This window comes from Rhodococcus chondri (genome assembly GCF_036327435.1).
Classification (GTDB): Bacteria; Actinomycetota; Actinomycetes; order Mycobacteriales; family Mycobacteriaceae; genus Rhodococcus; species Rhodococcus chondri.
On sequence record NZ_JAUZMZ010000060.1, the window covers coordinates 1 to 19,187 of the forward strand.

Annotated in this window: 21 protein-coding genes; 15 read left to right on the forward strand and 6 right to left on the reverse strand. The window is 65.5% G+C overall.

Annotation, left to right across the window (positions count from 1 at the left end; all coding sequences use genetic code 11):
- Positions 1 to 410 precede the first annotated feature (410 nt).
- The 5 genes from Q8814_RS12325 to lepB all read left to right on the forward strand — a co-directional run bounded on the left by Q8814_RS12325 (position 411) and on the right by lepB (position 3,940).
- Positions 411 to 1,703: a cytochrome P450 gene (locus tag Q8814_RS12325; RefSeq protein ID WP_330152310.1), complete on the forward strand. Its 1,293-nt coding sequence runs from the start codon at positions 411 to 413 to the stop codon at positions 1,701 to 1,703.
- The gene (locus tag Q8814_RS12330) at positions 1,700 to 1,888 is read left to right on the forward strand and encodes a ferredoxin (RefSeq protein WP_330152311.1); all 189 of its coding nucleotides are present in this window, start codon (positions 1,700 to 1,702) and stop codon (positions 1,886 to 1,888) included. Before Q8814_RS12325 ends, Q8814_RS12330 begins: the two co-directional genes overlap by 4 nt.
- Before the next feature lie 169 nt (positions 1,889 to 2,057).
- Positions 2,058 to 2,360, forward strand: a complete 303-nt coding sequence (locus Q8814_RS12335) for a DUF1330 domain-containing protein (protein ID WP_330152312.1) — start codon at positions 2,058 to 2,060, stop codon at positions 2,358 to 2,360.
- A 462-nt stretch (positions 2,361 to 2,822) separates the two neighbouring features.
- The gene (locus Q8814_RS12340; protein WP_330152313.1) at positions 2,823 to 3,413 is read left to right on the forward strand and encodes a DUF6448 family protein; all 591 of its coding nucleotides are present in this window, start codon (positions 2,823 to 2,825) and stop codon (positions 3,411 to 3,413) included.
- Positions 3,410 to 3,940, forward strand: a complete 531-nt coding sequence (lepB, locus tag Q8814_RS12345; protein ID WP_330152314.1) for a signal peptidase I — start codon at positions 3,410 to 3,412, stop codon at positions 3,938 to 3,940. Before Q8814_RS12340 ends, lepB begins: the two co-directional genes overlap by 4 nt.
- Here the strand turns inward: lepB and Q8814_RS12350 are convergent.
- Positions 3,921 to 5,711 (reverse strand): ABC transporter ATP-binding protein/permease, encoded by a 1,791-nt coding sequence (locus Q8814_RS12350; protein WP_330152315.1) that lies wholly within the window; start codon positions 5,709 to 5,711, stop codon positions 3,921 to 3,923. The genes lepB and Q8814_RS12350 overlap by 20 nt on opposite strands.
- A gap of 240 nt (positions 5,712 to 5,951) precedes the next feature.
- On the opposite strand from Q8814_RS12350, the gene Q8814_RS12355 reads away from it, so the two are divergent.
- From Q8814_RS12355 to Q8814_RS12380, 6 genes are read left to right on the forward strand one after another with little or no spacing between them, the layout of a single operon-like run.
- On the forward strand, positions 5,952 to 7,214 hold the full coding sequence (locus tag Q8814_RS12355) for an aromatic ring-hydroxylating oxygenase subunit alpha (RefSeq protein ID WP_330152316.1): 1,263 nt from the start codon (positions 5,952 to 5,954) through the stop codon (positions 7,212 to 7,214).
- Positions 7,211 to 7,549: a hypothetical protein gene (locus tag Q8814_RS12360; protein WP_330152317.1), complete on the forward strand. Its 339-nt coding sequence runs from the start codon at positions 7,211 to 7,213 to the stop codon at positions 7,547 to 7,549. The genes Q8814_RS12355 and Q8814_RS12360 overlap by 4 nt, the downstream gene beginning before the upstream one ends.
- Positions 7,550 to 7,553: 4 nt before the next feature.
- Positions 7,554 to 8,765 carry a metal-dependent hydrolase family protein gene (locus Q8814_RS12365; protein ID WP_330152318.1) on the forward strand — a complete coding sequence of 404 codons (1,212 nt, stop codon included), beginning with the start codon at positions 7,554 to 7,556 and terminating at the stop codon, positions 8,763 to 8,765.
- Positions 8,752 to 9,168: a nuclear transport factor 2 family protein gene (locus Q8814_RS12370; RefSeq protein ID WP_330152319.1), complete on the forward strand. Its 417-nt coding sequence runs from the start codon at positions 8,752 to 8,754 to the stop codon at positions 9,166 to 9,168. Before Q8814_RS12365 ends, Q8814_RS12370 begins: the two co-directional genes overlap by 14 nt.
- Complete coding sequence (locus Q8814_RS12375; protein ID WP_330152320.1) at positions 9,165 to 10,253, forward strand: acyl-CoA dehydrogenase family protein; 1,089 nt, start codon at positions 9,165 to 9,167, stop codon at positions 10,251 to 10,253. The genes Q8814_RS12370 and Q8814_RS12375 overlap by 4 nt, the downstream gene beginning before the upstream one ends.
- A complete protein-coding gene (locus Q8814_RS12380; RefSeq protein ID WP_330152321.1) occupies positions 10,250 to 11,056 on the forward strand; it encodes an acyl-CoA dehydrogenase family protein in 807 nt (268 codons plus the stop codon). Before Q8814_RS12375 ends, Q8814_RS12380 begins: the two co-directional genes overlap by 4 nt.
- Positions 11,057 to 11,089: 33 nt before the next feature.
- On the opposite strand, the gene Q8814_RS12385 is transcribed toward Q8814_RS12380, so the two are convergent.
- Positions 11,090 to 11,521: a nuclear transport factor 2 family protein gene (locus Q8814_RS12385; protein ID WP_330152337.1), complete on the reverse strand. Its 432-nt coding sequence runs from the start codon at positions 11,519 to 11,521 to the stop codon at positions 11,090 to 11,092.
- An 89-nt stretch (positions 11,522 to 11,610) separates the two neighbouring features.
- Here Q8814_RS12385 and Q8814_RS12390 point away from each other — a divergent pair, with 89 nt between their 5' ends.
- On the forward strand, positions 11,611 to 12,387 hold the full coding sequence (locus Q8814_RS12390) for an SDR family NAD(P)-dependent oxidoreductase (protein ID WP_330152322.1): 777 nt from the start codon (positions 11,611 to 11,613) through the stop codon (positions 12,385 to 12,387).
- Positions 12,388 to 12,463: 76 nt separating this feature from the next.
- Here Q8814_RS12390 and Q8814_RS12395 read toward each other — a convergent pair whose 3' ends face one another.
- The 3 genes from Q8814_RS12395 to Q8814_RS12405 are packed head-to-tail and all read right to left on the reverse strand — an operon-like array spanning position 12,464 to position 15,414.
- Positions 12,464 to 13,246 carry an enoyl-CoA hydratase gene (locus Q8814_RS12395; RefSeq protein WP_330152323.1) on the reverse strand — a complete coding sequence of 261 codons (783 nt, stop codon included), beginning with the start codon at positions 13,244 to 13,246 and terminating at the stop codon, positions 12,464 to 12,466.
- Between the two features lie 10 nt (positions 13,247 to 13,256).
- Entirely contained in the window at positions 13,257 to 14,432 is a 1,176-nt protein-coding gene (locus Q8814_RS12400; protein WP_330152324.1) for an acyl-CoA dehydrogenase family protein, read from the reverse strand.
- Positions 14,416 to 15,414, reverse strand: a complete 999-nt coding sequence (locus tag Q8814_RS12405; protein WP_330152325.1) for an acyl-CoA dehydrogenase family protein — start codon at positions 15,412 to 15,414, stop codon at positions 14,416 to 14,418. Before Q8814_RS12405 ends, Q8814_RS12400 begins: the two co-directional genes overlap by 17 nt.
- 180 nt (positions 15,415 to 15,594) lie before the next feature.
- Here Q8814_RS12405 and Q8814_RS12410 point away from each other — a divergent pair, with 180 nt between their 5' ends.
- The 3 genes from Q8814_RS12410 (at position 15,595) to Q8814_RS12420 (ending at position 18,281) form a co-directional block, all read left to right on the forward strand.
- Positions 15,595 to 16,245 carry a TetR/AcrR family transcriptional regulator gene (locus tag Q8814_RS12410; RefSeq protein ID WP_330152326.1) on the forward strand — a complete coding sequence of 217 codons (651 nt, stop codon included), beginning with the start codon at positions 15,595 to 15,597 and terminating at the stop codon, positions 16,243 to 16,245.
- Positions 16,246 to 16,291: 46 nt separating this feature from the next.
- The gene (locus Q8814_RS12415) at positions 16,292 to 17,128 is read left to right on the forward strand and encodes an acyl-CoA thioesterase (protein ID WP_330152327.1); all 837 of its coding nucleotides are present in this window, start codon (positions 16,292 to 16,294) and stop codon (positions 17,126 to 17,128) included.
- Between the two features lie 67 nt (positions 17,129 to 17,195).
- Positions 17,196 to 18,281, forward strand: a complete 1,086-nt coding sequence (locus Q8814_RS12420; protein ID WP_330152328.1) for an NAD(P)H-dependent amine dehydrogenase family protein — start codon at positions 17,196 to 17,198, stop codon at positions 18,279 to 18,281.
- Here the strand turns inward: Q8814_RS12420 and meaB are convergent.
- A complete protein-coding gene (gene meaB, locus Q8814_RS12425; protein ID WP_330152329.1) occupies positions 18,270 to 19,151 on the reverse strand; it encodes a methylmalonyl Co-A mutase-associated GTPase MeaB in 882 nt (293 codons plus the stop codon). The two genes, Q8814_RS12420 and meaB, sit on opposite strands and share 12 nt — an antisense overlap.
- Positions 19,152 to 19,187: the final 36 nt, after the last annotated feature.

Below are 19,187 nucleotides of genomic sequence, written 5' to 3' on the forward strand. Positions count from 1 at the left end.
ACGCCCGCGCCCTCATGCACCTGATGCAATCACTGGTCATGGTCTCCTTCCCCATCGAAGTCTGGAAACAACCCCGCGTCCCCGACAGCGGCGCCGCCTGGGCCGAACTCATCAAGGAACCGGTGGTCTGACCACCCTCACGACGATGCGATGCCCGTACTCGCACCACGGCCCCTTCGGGATCCGCGGGGCGGGTGCGGGCATCGCCCGTTGCGATCGCAAACTGTGATCGACCCAGAGCCTCCGCGAGCACATTAGTGCTCGATTACAAGTCCGAATTGCACGAAAGCTCCCACATTTTTGCGTCTCGGGCGGCGTGATTGGATGTGCTCGAGATCTTGGTCGGTCGCCGCGACGGTGATCAGCCAGGTCCGCCGCAGCCCCGCCATCGCCCCCGCGAGAGGAAAAGAATGACCGATTACGAGACGCTGAATTTCTTCACCGACCCGGATCTCGTCGAGAACCCGTACCCGTACTACGACGCCATGCGTCAGGGGTGCCCGGTCAAGCGGGAACCGCATCAGAACGTCATGATGGTCACCGGATACGAAGAGGCCATCCAGGTGTTGAGCGACGAGAAGACGTTCTCCTCGTGCATCTCGGTGACCGGTCCGTTCTCCGGGCTGCCCGTGCCCCCCGAGAGCGACGACATCAGCGAGTTCATCGAGGAGCACCGCCCCTCGCTGCCGATGAACGACCAGCTCCCGACGATGGACCCGCCCCAGCACACCGATCACCGCGCTCTGCTGATGCGCCTGATCACCCCCAAACGGCTCAAGGAGAACGAAGAGTTCATCTGGGGCCTGGCCGACAAGCTCCTCGACGACGTCCTCGCCAAGGGTGAGGGCGACTACATCACCGGATTCGCCGCACCGTTCGCGATGCTCGTCATCGCCGATCTGCTGGGCGTCCCGGAGAGCGATCATCAGGAGTTCATCGAGGGCCTGAATATCCAGGTCGAGAAGGGCTTCTCGCTGGGCAGCACCGACGGCGAGGCGCTCAAGCTCAACCCCCTCGAGTTCCTGTACAAGAAGTTCGGCGACTACATCGTGGACCGCCGCGCGAACCCCACCGACGACGTCCTGACCGGCCTGGCGACGGCGACGTTCCCGGACGGGACGCTGCCTCCCGTCGACGATGTCCTTCGCATCGCGGCGAACGTCTTCTCCGCCGGCCAGGAAACGACGGTACGCCTGCTCAGCTCGGCGCTCCGCATCCTTGCCGAGAATCCCGAACTCCAGAAGACCCTGCGCGCCGACCCGGAGCTCATCCCCAACTTCACCGAAGAGGCACTGCGCGTGGAGAGCCCGATCAAGGGGGACTTCCGGCTCGCCAAGGCACCCACCACCGTCGGGGGCGTCGACGTTCCCGCCGGCACGATCATGATGCTGGTCAACGGTGCCGCCAACCGCGACCCCCGCCAGTTCACGGATCCGGGCGAGTTCGATCTCGAGCGGCGCAATGCGCGTACCCACATCGCATTCGGACGCGGTATCCACTCGTGCCCCGGCGCCCCGCTCGCCCGTACGGAAGCACGCGTGGGTATCCAGCGACTTCTCGAACGGACCAGCGAGATCAAGCTCTCCGAGACGGTGCACGGCCCGGAAGGCGATCGGAAGTTCGGCTACCTCCCGACGTTCATCCTGCGGGGCCTGCTGGCGCTGCACCTGGAATACACGCCCGCGGAAGGCAACGACAAGTGAAGGTTTCTGTCGACGACGATGCCTGCCGCGGCCACGGAGTCTGCCTCGCAACATGTCCCGAGGTGTTCGACCTGAGCGACGGCGGCTACGCCGTGACACTCGTCTCGGAGGTTCCGTCCCAGCACGAGAACGCGGTTCGTGACGCCGCCGCGAATTGCCCCGAGCGAGCAATCACGGTCGTGTAGAGGAATACCGTTCCATCACAACGCTTCACAGCAAGGAGGCCCGCCTCCCGCGCGGTTCGGCCCCGTGCGGGAGGCGGGCGTCTTTCTCTACTGTCGCTTGCGCCTCTGCCATTACCGATAGAATGGCATTCTCGTCTGTAGAAGCAAGATGTGGCACCAAGGAGAATTCATGCCCAAGGCGTACGTCGTCCTCACCGAGGCCATCCGGGATCACGCGGGAATGGCCGAGTACGGGAAGGCGTCGGCACCGTCCCTCCGCGCGAGCGGCGCATCCGTTCTGGCAGTCGAAGCGAATCCGCATGTTCTCGAGGGCGAGTGGCACGGCGACCGCACCGTCGTCCTCGAATTCGAATCCGTGGAGGCGGCCCAGGCATGGTACGACTCGGAGGAGTACCAGGCCGCGAAGCCGCTACGACAGGCTGCTGCCGAGACCAATGCGGTGATCCTGACGGGATTCGAAATGCCTGGGTGAACAGCGCCACGCACCGTCAGCTCGTTCTGACAACCACCGGTGAGTCCATAGCTGCGCTGAATTGCGCGATGCGTGCCCTCCCGGAGCGGCTCCGGCCCTTCCGATCGCGGGTCGACCATGCCGCAGACTGCATCACCCACCGCACAGACCATGGCGACCGGAACCGTCCCGAATCCGTCACGCGCCTGTCGACCCCGAAAACGATTACCGGAGGACAGCTCTCGGGTCGCGGCGGGGACGCCGCGCGCAATGTCGCGTGGTCGATCATCAGGCGACGGGTCGATAACGGGGCGGCGCGGCCGATCTTCGTCGGCCATGCCGAATCGCGCTGTGATATCCGAGATCCGTCGCAGCGACTCCATCCGAAGACTCATGCGACCAACTCCGTCAAGGCGCTGGGCCCGTAAGAGACGTAGATTCAGCTCGTCGGCACACCGCCCCAGCACTCGAGAAGGAGTCACCATGAGAATCCTGAACGCTATGCAGGCAGCCGCCCGATCCCTGGCCGCCGCGTTGATCCAGCCCGCCTCGGCCCACTGCGACACCGAGGACGGTCCGGCCGTCCAGGACGGCCGCAGGGCACTGGAGACCGGCAACCCCAACTACGCTCTGAAGTGGGTCCACGCCGAAGGTGAGGAGGAGGTGCGCGCCTCGTTCGACGCCGCCCAGGCCGCCCGCGGCAGGCAGGACGCCGACCGGGCCGCGCGCGCATTCCTGGAAACGCTGGTTCGCGTGCACCGGGCCGGTGAGGGGGCCGGGTTCGACGGCATCCAGCCGACCGGCACCGAGCTGCCGGCCGAGGTCGTGGCAGCGGACGCCGCGCTGGATGCGGGGACGATCGAGCCGCTGCGTGGGCTCATTCCCGACGATCGCTGGGACGAGCTGCAGAAGCGCTTCACTGTGGCGCTGGCCAAGAAGGGGTTCGACGTCGACGACCTGGACGCGGCGAGGGACTACGTCGCGGCGTACGTCCAGTTCTTCAAGTACGCCGAGGGGGAGGACGACCACCACCACCACGGCTCACACGACCACGCCGTCCACCAACACCGGTGACAGCCCTCCCGGCATGGTTCACCCGCGTCGAGTCGGACTCGATGGCCCCGGGCCTGCGTGACGGGCAGCTGGTCCTGACGATCGCACCCCGACGGAAGCACCGATTCCGCCGGGGCGTGATCGTTGCGGTCGACTCCCGAGAGATCGGGCAACGAATCGTCAAGCGAATCATCGGCCTGCCCGGCGATCGTCTGCGCCTCGACGGCAGCCATGTCTGGGTCGACGAGCAGCTTCTGGACGAGCCGTACGCCTCAGCAGCAACCCACCGGGCGAGCTTCGATGTGCCCGCCGGCCACTACTTCCTGCTGGGCGACAATCGCGACGCCTCCAGCGACTCCCGCAGCTGGCGGCAGCCATATGTGTCGCGATCGGAGATTGCGGGCATCCTGCTCTTGTTGCGCTCTCGCCAACGGCGAAACGGTCCTGATCCAGCCGGCCGAGCGACCCGGAACGCGGCAGAGAAAGATGTGCGCCGAGCACCATCCCTTCGGAGCACCAGGGCATCGATCACCGCACGAGCTCGGTGATCGCCCATCGCCCGTCCCCTTGGAGTTCGAGTACCCGATCGTGGAAGCTGTCCAGAGTGCTCCGATGTCCGACGCTGACGATCACCGCCTCCGGGAGCGCGGTCCGCAACGTGCGGTAGAGCAAGTTCTCGAGCCCCTCGTCGACGGCCGCGGTGGCTTCGTCCAGGAAGACGATCGCCGGCTCGGACAGCAGGATCCGCGCGAAACCGAGCCGCTGTTGCTCACCGGGAGACAGGGTGCGCGCCCAATCGGATTCGGCGTCGAGGCGGTCGACGAGATGCCCGAGCGCAACCTTCTCGAGCACCTGCCGCAGCGCATCGTCGTCGTGTACCGAGGTGTGGGGATAGGTCACGGCATCGCGCAGGGTACCCAGCGGCGTGTACGGGTTCTGGGACAGGAACAGCCCGTCGCCGGCGGGCCGGTCGATGCCGCCCCGCGCATACGGCCACAGCCCCGCGATCGTGCGCAGCAGCGTGGTCTTCCCGCTGCCCGACGGCCCGCGCACGAGCAGGGCCTGGCCGGGCGTGACGCTGAGCGACAGGTCGGTCACCAACGGCTTCCCCGAAGGAGTGCCGACGGACAACCCGCTCAGACTCAGCCGGTCGCCCTGCGCGCTCGGCACGAGGGTGGGTAGCTCGCCGGCCTGTCGTGAGGTGTCGAGCAGACCGTTGAGGCGGATCGTGGTGGCCCGGAACGCAGCGAAGTCGTCGTAGGACTCACGGAAGAACGACAACGAGTCGTGCACCTGCCCGAAGGCGTTGCTCGTCTGCATGACGTCACCGAGGGTGATCTGCCCGGCGAACAGCCGAGGGCCCTGCACGAGAAATGGAAAGATCACCGCGGTCTGGTTGACGGTCAGGTTGAATCCGTCGAACTTGAGCATCCGGAACACGATGTGCCACCAATTGCGGATGACCGCAGCGAATTTCGAGAGCAGTCCGCCACGCTCGACGCCCTCACCGCGGTAGAACGCGATGGATTCGCCGTATTCACGTACTCGCACCAGCGCATAGCGGTAGGTCGCGCCGAGTTTCTCGTTGAGGAAACTCAACTGGATCAGCGGACGGCCGATCCAGAAGGCGACCGCCGTGGTGACGAGTACGTAGACGAACACCAGGAACACCATCGCGCGCGGTATCTCCGTACCGAACACGGTCAACGGTCCGGACAGATCCCACAGGATGCCGGTGAAGCTCACGATCGAGAGCACGGCGGTGACCGCACCCATGGACAACACCCGGGTCGTGGTGACGAAGTCGGTGACGTCGACCTGGATGCGCTGGTCGGGGTTGTCGATCGGCGACTCGACGAACCGATCCTTGTAGAAGGACCCGGTTCGCAACCACGTGTCCACGAGGCGTGCGTTCAAGTGGGTCCGCCATCGGATATCGAGCGTCTGCCCGATCAGATAGGTGATCAGGGCCCGCAGCACATGCACCGTGGCCAGCACCGCGAAGATCCTCATGAACCGCCAGAACGCGGGCTCGTCCAGATTCTGGATAGCGGTGTAGAAGTCGTTGTACCAGTACGAGAACAGCACGTTCATCCGCACCGCGAATACGGTGAACAACAGCACCAGCGCGGCCAGAGCGAGACCACCTACGCCGTTGCGCGGGTCGAAGTACGACGCGGCGATCCGCCACCACTGCCGGCCCCAGCGCGTGAACCGCACCACCGCGGCGAGCACGGCGACGAATACGACGACGGTGATCGCGTACGCCTTCGCCGTCCAGATCACGCTGTCGAGGACGACCGTTCCCCAATCGAGCATTTCGACCTCCGACCCGCGTCAGTGGGCGTCGAGCACTCCCAGGATCGCCCTGTGTCCGGCGCGGCAGGCGAAAAACGGGAAAACGCCGGGCGGCGAAGTCCGGAACCCGTCGTGCTCGGTGAGTTCGCGCAGCCGTCCACGCCCCGGACATTGACGTACGACGGACAGTGTGGAAACCTAATAATCATCAATGAGAGCGGCATTCTCATAGCTGAGATCGCCTTCCCGAGAGGTAGCGCCTTGCCCCACTTCACCAAACCGGCCGAGGGAAGCTGGACCGAAAGCTTCCCCGGGCTCGGCACCGCCCCGGTCGACTACACCGACTCCATCGACCCCGCCTTCTTCGAAGCCGAACGCGAAGCGATCTTCAAACGCACCTGGCTCTACGTCGGCCGCGTCGAACAACTGCCCCGCACCGGCAGCTACTTCACCAAGGAACTGCCCTCCGCCGGACCGGGCACCTCCCTGGTCATCGTCAAAGGCAACGACGGCAAGATCCGCGCCTTCCACAACGTGTGCCGCCACCGCGGCAACAAACTCGTCTGGAACGACTTCCCCAACGAGGAAACCGCCGGCAGCTGCAAGCAGTTCACCTGCAAATACCACGCCTGGCGCTACAGCCTCGAAGGCGAGCTGACCTTCGTCCAGCAAGAAGGCGAATTCTTCGACCTCGACAAGAAGGACTACGGCCTCAAGGACGTCCGCTGCGAAACGTGGGAAGGGTTCATCTACATCAACCTCGACCCCGACGCGATCGCCCTGGTCGACTACCTCGGCGACTACGCCAAGGAACTCGAAGGCTACCCCTTCGACAAGATGACCGAGGTCTACAGCTACCGCTCCGAAATCGGCGCCAACTGGAAACTGTTCATCGACGCCTTCGCCGAGTTCTACCACGCCCCCATCCTGCACATGAAGCAGGCGGTCAAGGAAGAAGCCGAAAAGCTCGCCGGCTACGGCTACGAGGCCCTGCACTACGACCTGCAGCCCCCGCACTCGATGATCTCCTCCTGGGGCGGCATGGCACCGCCGAAGGACCCCGCCATGGTCAAACCCATCGAACGCGCCCTGCGCTCGGGCCTGTTCGGCCCCTGGGACAAACCCGACATCGAGGGCCTCGACCCCCTGCCCAAGGCCCTGAACCCCGCCAACTTCCACAGCTGGGGCCAGGACAGCTTCGAATTCTTCCCCAACATGACCCTGCTCATCTGGGAACCGGGCTGGTACCTGACCTACAACTACTGGCCCACCGCCGTCGACAAGCACATCTTCGAAGCCAGCCTCTACTTCGTCCCCCCCAAGAACGCCCGCGAACGCCTCGCCCAGGAACTCGCCGCGGTCACCTTCAAGGAATACGCCCTCCAGGACGCCAACACCCTCGAAGCCACCCAAACCATGATCGGCACCCGCGCGGTCACCGAATTCCCCCTCTGCGACCAAGAAGTGCTCCTGCGCCACCTCCACAAGACCGTCGCCGACTACGTCAAGGAGTACCAGCGATGACCACCACCGAGACCCGGCTGCCCACCGAATTCGCCGACCTCGAACCCTACGCCGACTGGGCACTGGCCACCGAACCCGAGCGCTACGCCAAACGCCTCGCCTCCACCATGCCCGAGATGCAACAGTTCTACGACACCGCCTTCGCCCGCCTCGACGACGCCATCACCTACCTCGACAAATTCGACCTCGACGACCTCGACGACGACGCCCGCGCCCTCATGCACCTGATGCAATCACTGGTCATGGTCTCCTTCCCCATCGAAGTCTGGAAACAACCCCGCGTCCCCGACAGCGGCGCCGCCTGGGCCGAACTCATCAAGGAACCGGTGGTGTAGTCGCATGCTGACACTGAAGGCGGCCGGACTACTCGACGTCGATACCGGCGAGATCATCCGTCCGGGCATTGTGCGGATCGACGGGGATCGGATCGTCGGTGTCGGCGGCGAACCGGAGGGTGAGGTCATCGACCTCGGCGATCAGATTCTGATGCCCGGATTGATGGACATGGAGGTCAACCTGCTGATGGGCGGGCGGGGCGAAAAGCCCGTCTACTCCACGGTGCAGGACGACCCGCCCCTGCGCATGCTGCGTGCGGTGGGCAATTCCCGCCGCACGCTGCGGGCCGGCTTCACCACGGTCCGCAATTTGGGTCTGTTCGTGAAGACGGGCGGCTACCTGCTCGATGTCGCACTGGGCAAAGCGATCGACGCGGGCTGGGTCGACGGACCGCGCGTCGTGCCCGCCGGCCATGCGATCACCCCGACCGGCGGGCACCTCGATCCCACGATGTTCGCTGCGTTCGCACCCGGCGTGCTGGAACTGACCATCGAGGAGGGTATCGCCAACGGTGTCGACGAAGTCCGTAAGGCGGTGCGGTACCAGATCAAGCACGGCGCCCAGCTCATCAAGGTCTGCGTCTCGGGCGGCGTGATGTCGCACACCGGACTTCCCGGTGCACAGCATTATTCGGACGAGGAACTTCGCGCCATCGTCGACGAGGCACACCGACGCGGGCTCAAGGTCGCATCGCACACGCACGGCGCGGACGCAGTTCGTTCTGCCGTGGCCGCGGGGATCGACTGCATCGAGCACGGCTTCCTCATCGATGACGACGCCATCGATCAGATGGTCGCGAACGGCACGTTCCTCGTGCCGACCACGCGACTGACCGACGCCATGGACGTCTCGCATGCCCCGGCCGATCTGCAGGCCAAGGCCGCCGAAATGTTCCCCAAAGCACGCACTTCGGTTCTCGCGGCCTACAAGGCCGGTGTGAAGATCGCGGTCGGCACCGATGCCCCCGCCATCCCGCACGGCAAGAACGCCGACGAACTCGTCGCGCTCGTCGACCGCGGAATGCCGCCTCTCGCGGTGATTCAGGCCGCGACGATCAACGCGGCCGAACTCATCGATGTCGACGATCGGGGCCGGCTGGCCGAGGGCCTGCTCGCCGACATCATCGCCGTTCCGGGCGACCCAACCGAAGACATCACCGTCACCCAGGACGTGCGGTTCGTGATGAAAGGCGGAAAGGTCTATGTCAACAAGTGACGACCTCGTAGAGATCAACCAGCTGCTCGCCCGCTATGCGGTGAACATGACCAAGGGCGACGTCGACGGCGTGGTCGCGGTTTTCACCCCCGACGGTACCTACAGTGCCTTCGGCGATGCCTTCACTCTCGACCAGTTCCCCGAGTTGGTCGCGGCCGCTCCCCAGGGCCTGTTCATGACCGGCACCTCGCTCATCGCACTGGACGGCGATACCGCGACCGGAACGCAGCCCCTGTGCTTCGTCGAGCACTCCACCCACGACATGCGCATCGGCTACTACAACGACACGTATGTGCGCACCGACGACGGCTGGCGACTGAAGACTCGCGCCATGACGTTCATCCGCCGCAGCGGCGCGCACGACTCGGGTATCCCTCACGCATTCGAGCGGCCATCGGCATGAATGTCAGCGAGTTTCGGAGCCGGGTGCGTACCTGGCTCGACGAGAACGACCTGACGCCCGCGCCCCGGCTCACGTTCGACGAGCAGGTCGTACAACTGGGACGGGTTCGGCGCGCGCTCTACGATGCGGGGTGGATGCGCTACGGGTGGCCGGCCGAGATCGGTGGTCTCGGTGGCCCGGCGGTGCTCCGCGCCGTTCTCGGTGAAGAGGTGGCGACCCGCGAGCTTGCGGAGCCCGGCATCTATTCGATGGTCGAGGTTCTCGCCCCTACCATGATTTCGTATGCACGACCGGAGCTCGCGGCCGAGATGGTGCCGCGGCTGCTCAACGGCGAAGAACAGTGGTGCCAGGGATTTTCCGAACCGGGCTCGGGCAGCGACCTCGCGTCGCTGTCCACCCGGGCGGTGCAGCGCGGCGACGATTGGGTGATCAACGGGCAGAAGGTCTGGACCAGTCTGGCGCAGTTCGCTTCTCGTTGCGTGCTGCTCACCCGTACCGGTCCGGGGCACAAGGGCATCACTGCGTTCTTCGTCGACATGGATACGCCCGGCATCACCGTCCGCCCACTGCGCACGATGCACGGTGTCGACGAATTCGCGGAGGTGTACTTCGACGACGTCGTCGTTCCGGCCGACCGGATGCTCGGGCAGCCGGGCGACGGCTGGCGGGTGGCGATGGATCTGCTGCCGCACGAGCGCTCGACGTGCTTCTGGCACCGGATCGCGTACCTGTTCACGAAGCTGGATCAGCTCCTGGCCGAATCCGATTCGACTGCGGACGACGAGATCGGTGCCGCCTATCTCGCCCTGCACACCGTGCGGTGCCGCTCGTACGGTACCCAGCAGCGACTGGCCGACGGCGGCGTCCTGGGTCCGGAGACCTCCATCGACAAGGTGCTGCTCGCCACCGCCGAACAGCAGTTGTTCGATACCGCCCGCGATCTGCTTCCCGGTGTGCTCGAGCTGTCGGACACCGAATGGCGCACCGAATTCCTGTACTCGCGCGCCGCGACGATCTACGGCGGCACCGCCGAGATCCAGCGCAACATCATCGCGCGCCGCCTACTCGATCTGGGGGCCGAATGACCACGTACGAAGCAGCCTCGACCGTCGATTCCGACCTCGGGTTGCTCGCCGACGCGCTCCGCAAGACGATGGAGTCCACATCGGGCACCGCGCTCGACGCCGCGCTGACGGATCTGGGCTGGCACGAGATGCTTGCCGAGATGCCCGAGGCGACGGTGCCGTTGGTTTTCCGGCTGCTCGGTGAGACCGGCGCGCACGCTCCCGTGATCAACGACGTCGTGCTTGCCGAATCCGGTGGCGTCGTCGGTGGCACCGCTGCGCTGCCGTACACCGGTGGATCGTGGATCGTGTGGAACCGCGTCGATCAGGTGACCACCGCGATCGACGGGGAACTGCCGATCGAGGTCGTCGAATCCGGAAGCGAGGTACCGCTTGCCGCGGGCCGGCGCGCCCTGGGCTGGTGGCTGGTGGGGACGAGCCGCGCCATGCTGAACCTGGCGCGGTCGCACGCGCTCGACCGCACCCAGTTCGGCAAGCCCATCGCGGGCTTCCAGGCGGTACGGCACCGCCTCGCCGAGACTCTCGTGGCGATCGAAGGTGCCGAGGCGACACTGCTCGGTGCGACGGACGAGTTCGGGTCATTGCTGGCGAAGGCGGCAGCGGGCACCGCCGCGTTGACGGCGGCCCGGCACTGCCAGCAGGTGCTCGGTGGTATCGGCTTCACCGCCGAACACGATCTGCACCGGCACATTCGACGTGCCCTGTTTCTCGACGGGCTGCTCGGCAGTTCCAAGGAGCTGACCCGCGAGGCGGGAGCGACCATCCGCTCGGACGGATGGGCTCCGCGCCTCGTGAATCTCTGACCGGCGCCTCCGAATTTTTCCGACCCGGCGAAGTCAGTTCTTCGCCGGGTCGGGATGATTCGAGAACCAGAGGCTTTCCTCCGTGAGCCGGCAGCTCTTCCATCCGTCGGAGGTGCGAACCATTTCGTGATGGTAATTGCCACCGCAGTATGTCAATTCGGTCGCGCCCGGCAATCGCATCGGGTTGTAGAACATCGCCCGCACCAGCGCACGGTCGCCGTCCAGCCGAATCTCGATGTTGGTGACGAAATGCTGTGTCATCGGCACCTGCTCCAGCGCACGACGCAGAATCGCAAGCACCTCGTCGCGGGAGCCGGGTGGGTACCCGACCGAACTGTAATCCAGATGCGCATCCTCGGTGAAGACCGAGGCCATACGATCCCAGTCCTTCGTATCGACCGCAGTCGCGTATCGGTAGATCAGATCGGCGATTTCGGCCTTGTCCTGAAGTTCTTGCAGCGTCACGGCTTTCCTTCCTTGCAAAGCGTTGGAATGCAATTCTGACACATGAGAATAGGCTTTCCAACAGAGGGATTTTCGGGCATGATTCATTCATGACATCTTTGGCATCTCTGGCATCCCTCCACGACCTCACGGGAAAGACCGCAGTGGTCACCGGCGGCTCCCGCGGCATCGGCCGCGCCATCGTCCAGATCCTCGCCGAGGCCGGTGCCGACGTCGTCATCGCCTCGCGCAAGCTCGACTCCTGCAAGATCGCCGCCGAGGAGGTCGAGGCCACGACCGGGCGACGCGCACTGCCCGTGGCGTGCCACGTGGGGCGGTGGGAAGACTGCAACGACCTCGTCGACCAGACGCTCGAGCACTTCGGCAGGTTCGACGTGCTCGTCAACAACGCCGGAATGTCGCCCGTGTACGAGAATCTGGAGGCGATCGGCGAAGAGTTGTACGACAAGACCTTCGACGTCAACCTCAAGGGTCCGTTCCGCCTCGCGGTCCGCGCCGGCGCCTACATGGCCGAGCACGAAGGCGGCTCGATCATCAACATCGGCACCGCCGGATCGCTGGTGGCGAGCGTGAACCAACTGCCGTACGCGTGCGCCAAGGCGGGCCTCAACGCGCTCACCGTCGGCTTGGCCGAGGCGTACGCGCCGAAGGTCCGCGTGAACGCCATTCTGCCCGGCCCTTTCCGCACGGACCTGTCCAAGTCGTGGGCTCCTGCGGAAGGCGAGGACGCCCCGTTCGTTCCCCTCAACCGGATGGGCCGGCCCGAAGAGGTGGCACCCCTGGCGCTGCACCTGGCCAGCAATGCATCGAGTTTCACCACCGGAGCGGTGATCCGCGTCGACGGAGGCGTCACCCGCAAAGTGTGACCCCCCATAGAAATTCGCACTGGAGACCGATGCGGAAGAGGCCGCCCCCGGACGGGGCGGCCTCTTCCGGTGCGGACTACTTCATGTTCTGTTTCATCTCGTCCAGCTTCATCAGAATCGGATACCCGCTCACACTGAGCGCGTTGCCGTGGCCTGTCTGGTGGACATCGAACACCGACTGGATGGCGGCGTAGAAGCCCTGGATATCGAGGGTCTGATTGACGGCCCGTTTCGCCTGACGCAGACCGAACGGGGGCATCTGCGCAATCTGCTCGGCGAGCGCCCGCGTTTGGGCATCGAGTTCCGCACGCGGCACGACCTTGTTGACCATGCCGGTCTTCTCCGCCTCCTCGGCCGTCACCGCACGCCCGGTGAAGAGGATTTCCTTCGCCTTACGCGGGCCGAGTTCCCAAGTATGGCCGTGGTATTCGACTCCGCCGATCCCCATCATGACGACGGGATCGGAGAACGATGCGTCGTCGGATGCGACGATGAGATCGCACGGCCAGCACAGCAGGAGCCCACCCGCGATGCAGCGCCCCTGCACCGCCGCAATCGTCGGCTTGGGGATGTTGCGCCACCGCATCGAGAACTCGAGGTACCGCCGCGATTCCGCCGTGTAGATCATCTCGAGGGTGATCTTGTCGGGGACCGGGCCGGTTCCGTTGAGATCGTGGCCGGCAGAAAAATGCTTGCCTTCCGCGCGCAGCACGATCACCGAGACATCCGGATCGTCGGCAGCGCGCATCCATGCCGCGTCGAGTTCTTCGAGCAGCGCGGCATTCTGAGCGTTGGCCGCCTCCGGCCGGTTGAGCGTGATCGTCGCGATTCGATCGGAAACGTCGTAGAGGATGTACACGCCGGCCTCCTCAGCCACGGGGTAGCCCGAGCACTCGCTGGGCGATGATGTTGCGCTGGATTTCGGAGGTGCCGCCCGCGATGGTCCCCGCAAAACTACGTGCGTACCGTTCGAACCAGCTCGCCGAGAAATTGTCGAGGTTCCACGGGACATACGCCGACGTCGTCGCCGGATGAACGAGGCCGTCGGCACCCGCCGCATCGAGTGCGTGTTCCGCGGCGTTCTGCACCGCTTCGGATCCGAGCAGTTTGAGCACCGACAGCGCGGCCACATCCTGTTCGCCCCGTGTTTCGCGTGCGAGCGCCGCCGACCCGAGCAGCCGCAGCGCCTGATGGTCCATGATCAGCGTCGCGTAGTGGTCGTTGTCGATCACCGTGCGGGGACGGAAGTCCTCGACGAAGTTCTGCAACCGGTCGGCGAAGCTCAGCCACAGCAAAGTGCGCTCGTGTCCGAGCGAGCCGTTGGCCACCGTCCAGCCCTGGTTGATCTGCCCGATGAGATTCTCGGCCGGCACCCGGACGTCGGTGAAGAACACCTCGTTGAAGTCGCGGTCGTCGGCGTCGGCGATCGACGGAAACGGGCGTCGTACCACGCCGGGCGTATCGGTCGGGATCAGGAGAACGCTGATGCCCTTGTGCTTGGGTGCACTGGGATCGGTGCGCACGAACGTGAGCAGTACGTCGGCGTCGTGCGCGCCCGAGGTCCATACCTTCTGCCCGTTGACGACGAAGTGGTCGCCGTCGAGCACCGCGCGGGTCCGCAGCGACGCGAGGTCGGATCCGGCGCCGGGCTCGCTCATGCCCAGTGCTGCGGTGATCTCGGCGCGCAGAATGCGCTTGGCCCACTTGTCCTTCTGCTCCGGGGTACCGAAGGACAGCAGTGACGCAGCGATGATGCCGAGACCCTGCGGGTTGAAGCTGTGGTAGATCCGGCGCTTGGAGAGTTCCTCGAGGTGGACGTACTGCTGGAGCAGGCTCGCGTTGCGGCCGCCGAATTCGGGAGGATTGGCAGGAAGGAGCCAACCGTTGTCGAACTGGAGACGCTGCCAGCGCCGAGCCCACTCGGGAACATCGGCGCTCGACTGGGAACGCTCGGTGGCCTCGGCCTCGTCGGGCAGGTGCTCTTCGAGGAACGCGACGAACTCGGCGCGGAATTCCTCGACGTCGGAATCAAACGAGAGTTGCACGGTACTCCTCGGCGATCAGGGCCCGATGCTCCGCCGCACCACCGAGCAGATGCTCGCCGACGCGTGCGCGCTTGAGCGCGAACTGCAGGTCGTTCTCCCAGGTGAAGCCCATGGCGCCGAACAGTTGCAGGCCGCTGCGGAACACCAGGGACTGGCATTCGCCGGCTGCGGCTTTGGCCATGGCCGATGCCAGACGACGACGTGGGTCGTCCTCGGCGATGGTGAGCGCTGCGAAGTACGCGAGCGCCCGGGCCCGTTCGATAGCCACGTGCATATCGGTCGCTCGATGCTGAACGGCCTGGAACGTGCCGATCGCCACTCCGAACTGCTGACGGTTGCGCACGTGGTCGAGTGCCAGATCCAGAACACGTTGGCACGCACCGACCGTCGAGAGCGCGATCCCCGTGAGGGCCAGGTGCCGGGCCCGCTCGACATCGAGGTCGGTACGGGGATCGCCGCTGACACGGACACCGTCGAAGAAGACCTCGGCGACGTGCAGTGCGGGATCGAAGACCGGGGTCCGCACGGCCGTGACCTGGTTAGCGGCGACTTCGAAGACACCCGATTCCGTGACCACGGCCAGGAGGTCGGCGCGGTCGCCGTCGAGCACCTGCCGTCCGACGCCGTTGAGAACCCATCCCTGCGCGTCACGGTGTGCGGTCACGCCCTGATAGACAGCCGCACCCGACTGGCCGGGTTGCGCCGCATCCGGTGCGAGCGGCGCGAACTGGGTCATCGTGGCGAGATACGGCGTGGGGTCGGTCGCGCGGCCCAGTTCCTCGAGGACGATCGCCAGTTCGACGGTCGCGGCCGGGTCGGTGAGCTCGGTCCAGCCGAGCCCCGAATAGACCTTCCACAAGGGCTCCGGATCTGCGCCGTTGTCGACGATGTTTCGGATCAGCGTCGGTGGACATTCCTTGGCCGTGACGTCACGGACGGTGTCCTGCCATAACCGCTGATCGGAGTCGAGCTCGAACAGCATCCCGACCTACCTCTCTGCCAGAGTTGCGGTGCACAATGTGATTGAGAATAACATTCTCATGTACCGAAAGTAATCGTCTCGCCGAGCGGAACTGACTCTGTGGTAAGTAGTCCGAAACCCCGTTCGTCTCCGGTACAGTGCTCCTATGTTCGCTCCACGTGACAGAGGGCAGTCCGAGCAGTGACCGGCCCCAGCGAAGAACCAGCCTGGAAACAGCGTGCGGTAGAGCGCTCCATCCGGACCGCCAAGCTCCGCGCCGAGCAGCGCGTGCAGCGCTTCCTCGACGCAGCTCAGGCGATCATCACGGAAAAAGGGACGACGGACTTCACCGTCCAGGAGGTCGTCGACCGGTCGAAGCAGTCGCTGCGCAGTTTCTATCTGCAATTCGATGGCAAACACGAACTGCTGCTCGCCCTGTTCGAGGATGCCCTGGGACGCTCCGCCGATCAGATCCGTGCCGCCGCGGCCGGAGAGGACGAGCCGATCGACCAGCTCCGCGTCGCAGTGGAGCTGCTGTTCGAATCGTCGCGCCCCGACCCGACCGCGCAGCGGCCGCTGTTCACCGACTTCGCGCCGCAACTGCTGCTCACCCACCCCACCGAGGTGAAAGTCGCGCACGCGGCGATGCTCACCCTTTTCACCGAACTGATGGAGAAGGTGGCCGCCGCAGGCAACCTCCGCTCCGGCGTCAACCCGCGACGCGCCGCAGCCATGACGATGCAGACCGTGATGTTCATCGCACAGTCGAGCGGCGGCGAAGAGACCGCGACGCGCCCGATCTCCGCCGAGGAAGTGTGGGAGTTCTGCTCGCGAGGATTCGCCGGCAACTGAAGAGAACCATATTCTCAAAGTTGCAGCATTCGCTTACACTCGGCGTGTGCCCGAGCTTTGGAACGATCTCCTCGCCTGCCTCGATCTGCGTTCGTCCCCGTCGGCAGAGCCCGACACAGACGTGACCCTCTTCGAAGGCGCCAATCAAAAACTCGAATATCACCGCCTCTTCGGTGGCCAGCTGCTGGGCCAGTTCGTCTGCGCAGCGCAGCGGACCTGCCCGGAAAAGGTCATCAAGTCCCTGCATGCGGTGTTCGCCCGCGAGGGCCGCGCCGACGAACCGGTCCGCTACGAGGTGACGCGGCAGCACGAGGGTCGCTCCTTTGCCACCCTCACGCTGGTCGCGCGGCAGTCCCGGGGTGTCCTGGCCACCGCGTCGGTGTCCATGCACACCGGTGAGGACGGACCCGATGTCCAGACCACGCCGGAGGTGCCGTCCGTGCTGCCGGACGAGAACGCGGCCGACTTGAGCCTCATCCCGTGGGAGGTGCGCACGGCCACCGATCTGAACGATCTCGGCACCGCCGCACCCGAATTCGATATGTGGATGCGCACACCGGAAGTCGACGCAGCACTCGCCCCTGCTCTTACCGCATACGCCACCGATCTCAACCTCATCGGCACCGCACTGCTGGCGATCGACGGCTTCTGCCAGACCGGAAACGGCACCGCGTTCACCTCTGCCGTCACCTCGCACAACATCTGGTTCCATCGCCCCTTCCGCACCGACGACTGGCTCCTTCTGCGTCATCACAGCCCGCTCGTCGCCCACGGCAGGTGCTTCGGCCGCGGCGACATCTTCACCGGCAGCGGCGAACTCGTCGCGTCCTTCGCACAAGAAGCACTACTCCGCCTGCCGTCCCAGCCAGAGCAGCAGCGGTAGCAGCTCTGCTCCACCCGCCGGCGTCGCATCCGACGTCAGGTGGCCGTACCCGATACCGAGGTGTGACGTGGAACGAACGACTCTGCCCTCCGGCAACATCAGCGACATCGATTCCGACGGCCGTCGCACCTACCGGGTGGTCCAATGGGCCACCGGGAACATCGGAACGCGTGCGCTGCGGGCGGTGATCGACCATCCGGCGCTGACCCTGGCCGGATTGTACGTTCACAGCGACACCAAATCAGGCCGCGACGCCGGCGAGCTGTGCGGACGAGATCCGGTGGGGGTGAAGGCAACACGCGACATCGACGAGATAGTCGACCTCGGTGCCGACTGCGTGTTGTACATGTCGCTGAGGTTCGACGTCGACGACGTGTGCCGGATACTCGCCTCCGGTACCAACATCGTCACCACTCGCGGCGAGTTCCATCACCCGGCCGGCATGGACCCGGCTGTTCGTGACGCCGTCGAGACGGCATGCGCGATCGGTGGCACCTCGGTGCACAGCACGGGCAGCAGCCCCGGATTCATCACCGAGGCGTTTCCGTTGACCCTGGCCTCGATCCAGCGCCGCCTCGACCACCTGGCAATCGACGAGTACGCCGATCTCTCCCAGCGCGACTCCCCCGGAATACTCTTCGAGATAATGGGTTTCGGCACCACCCCAGTGGACTTCGACGAGAACCGAATCTCGCACGTGCAGGCCAATTTCGGACCGTCACTGCGCCATCTCGCCGACTCACTCGGACTCCCACTCGATTCGGTCGAGGCGACAGGCGAGCTCGCCACTGCCCGGAACACGGTCGAGATCGCCGCCGGCACGATCGGCGCGGGAACCGTGGCAGCCCAGCGGATCACCGTGTCCGGCATCCGGAACGGCCGCGAACTGATGCGCTTCCGTCCCACTTGGTACTGCACCACAGACCTCGACGCGGATTGGGATCTGCACCGGACCGGCTGGCACGTCTACATCGACGGGGACGCCCCGCTCGACATCGAGATGCGCTTTCCGTTCCCCATGGAACAGATGAGCGAGATGTCGCCGAACTACACGGCGAACCGCGCCGTCAACGCAGTGCCCGCGGTGATCGCGTCGGCGCCCGGCATCAGGACCACGTTCGACCTGCCGCAGATCATCCCGTCACTGGGTTGACGGCTCCATCTGCTCCCCGACCAGCTGCGCGGCCGCCGCGTACGGATCCGTACGACCGTCCGCGACGGCCGCAGCCAGTTCGGCAAGGGACGGATGTGTCCGCAGCCGGGTCTGGGCCAGCGACAGGATCTGGCTCCGGGCGCGGGCGGTCCGGCGGGCAGGGGTATCCGCACGCTGATGAGCCTCGATCGCGTCGACCAGTTCGTCGATGCCCTCACCGGTCGAGGCGACCAGCTTGAGAATCTGCACGTCGGTTTCCGCGCGCAGGTCGCGCACCGTCTGATCGGCGCCGTCGCGGTCGGCCTTGTTGACCACCAGCAGGTCGGCCACTTCGAGCAGTCCGGCCTTGGCGGCCTGAATCGCGTCACCCGCACCGGGATTGAGAATGACCACGGTCGGATCTGCGACAGCGGCGATCTCGATCTCGGACTGCCCGACCCCGACGGTCTCCAGCAGGATCACGTCGTAGGCCAGCGCGGCGAGCAATCGTATCGCCGCCGGTACCGCGGCCGCGAGCCCACCGAGATGACCCCGCGCGGCCACCGATCTGATGAGCACATCCGGATCGTTGATGTGATCGGACATCCGGATCCGGTCGCCGAGCAGCGCGCCCCCGCTGTACGGCGAGGACGGATCCACGGCGAGCACAGCGACCCGCATCCCCTTCTTCCGGTACGCGCCGGTGAGTGCCCCGACGGTGGTCGACTTACCGGCACCCGGAGGTCCCGTCAGCCCGACCACTCGGGTGGTGGCGGGGTCGAGAGCGGCGAGCACTTCCTCGCGGCGGGAGCTTTCGACCAGGCTGAGCAGACGCCCCGTGGCGCGCAGGGAACCCCCACGCGCCACGGAAACGAGTTCGGCGATGTTCACGGAACTCCCACGGAGACAGGGCTATCGCCACCCACT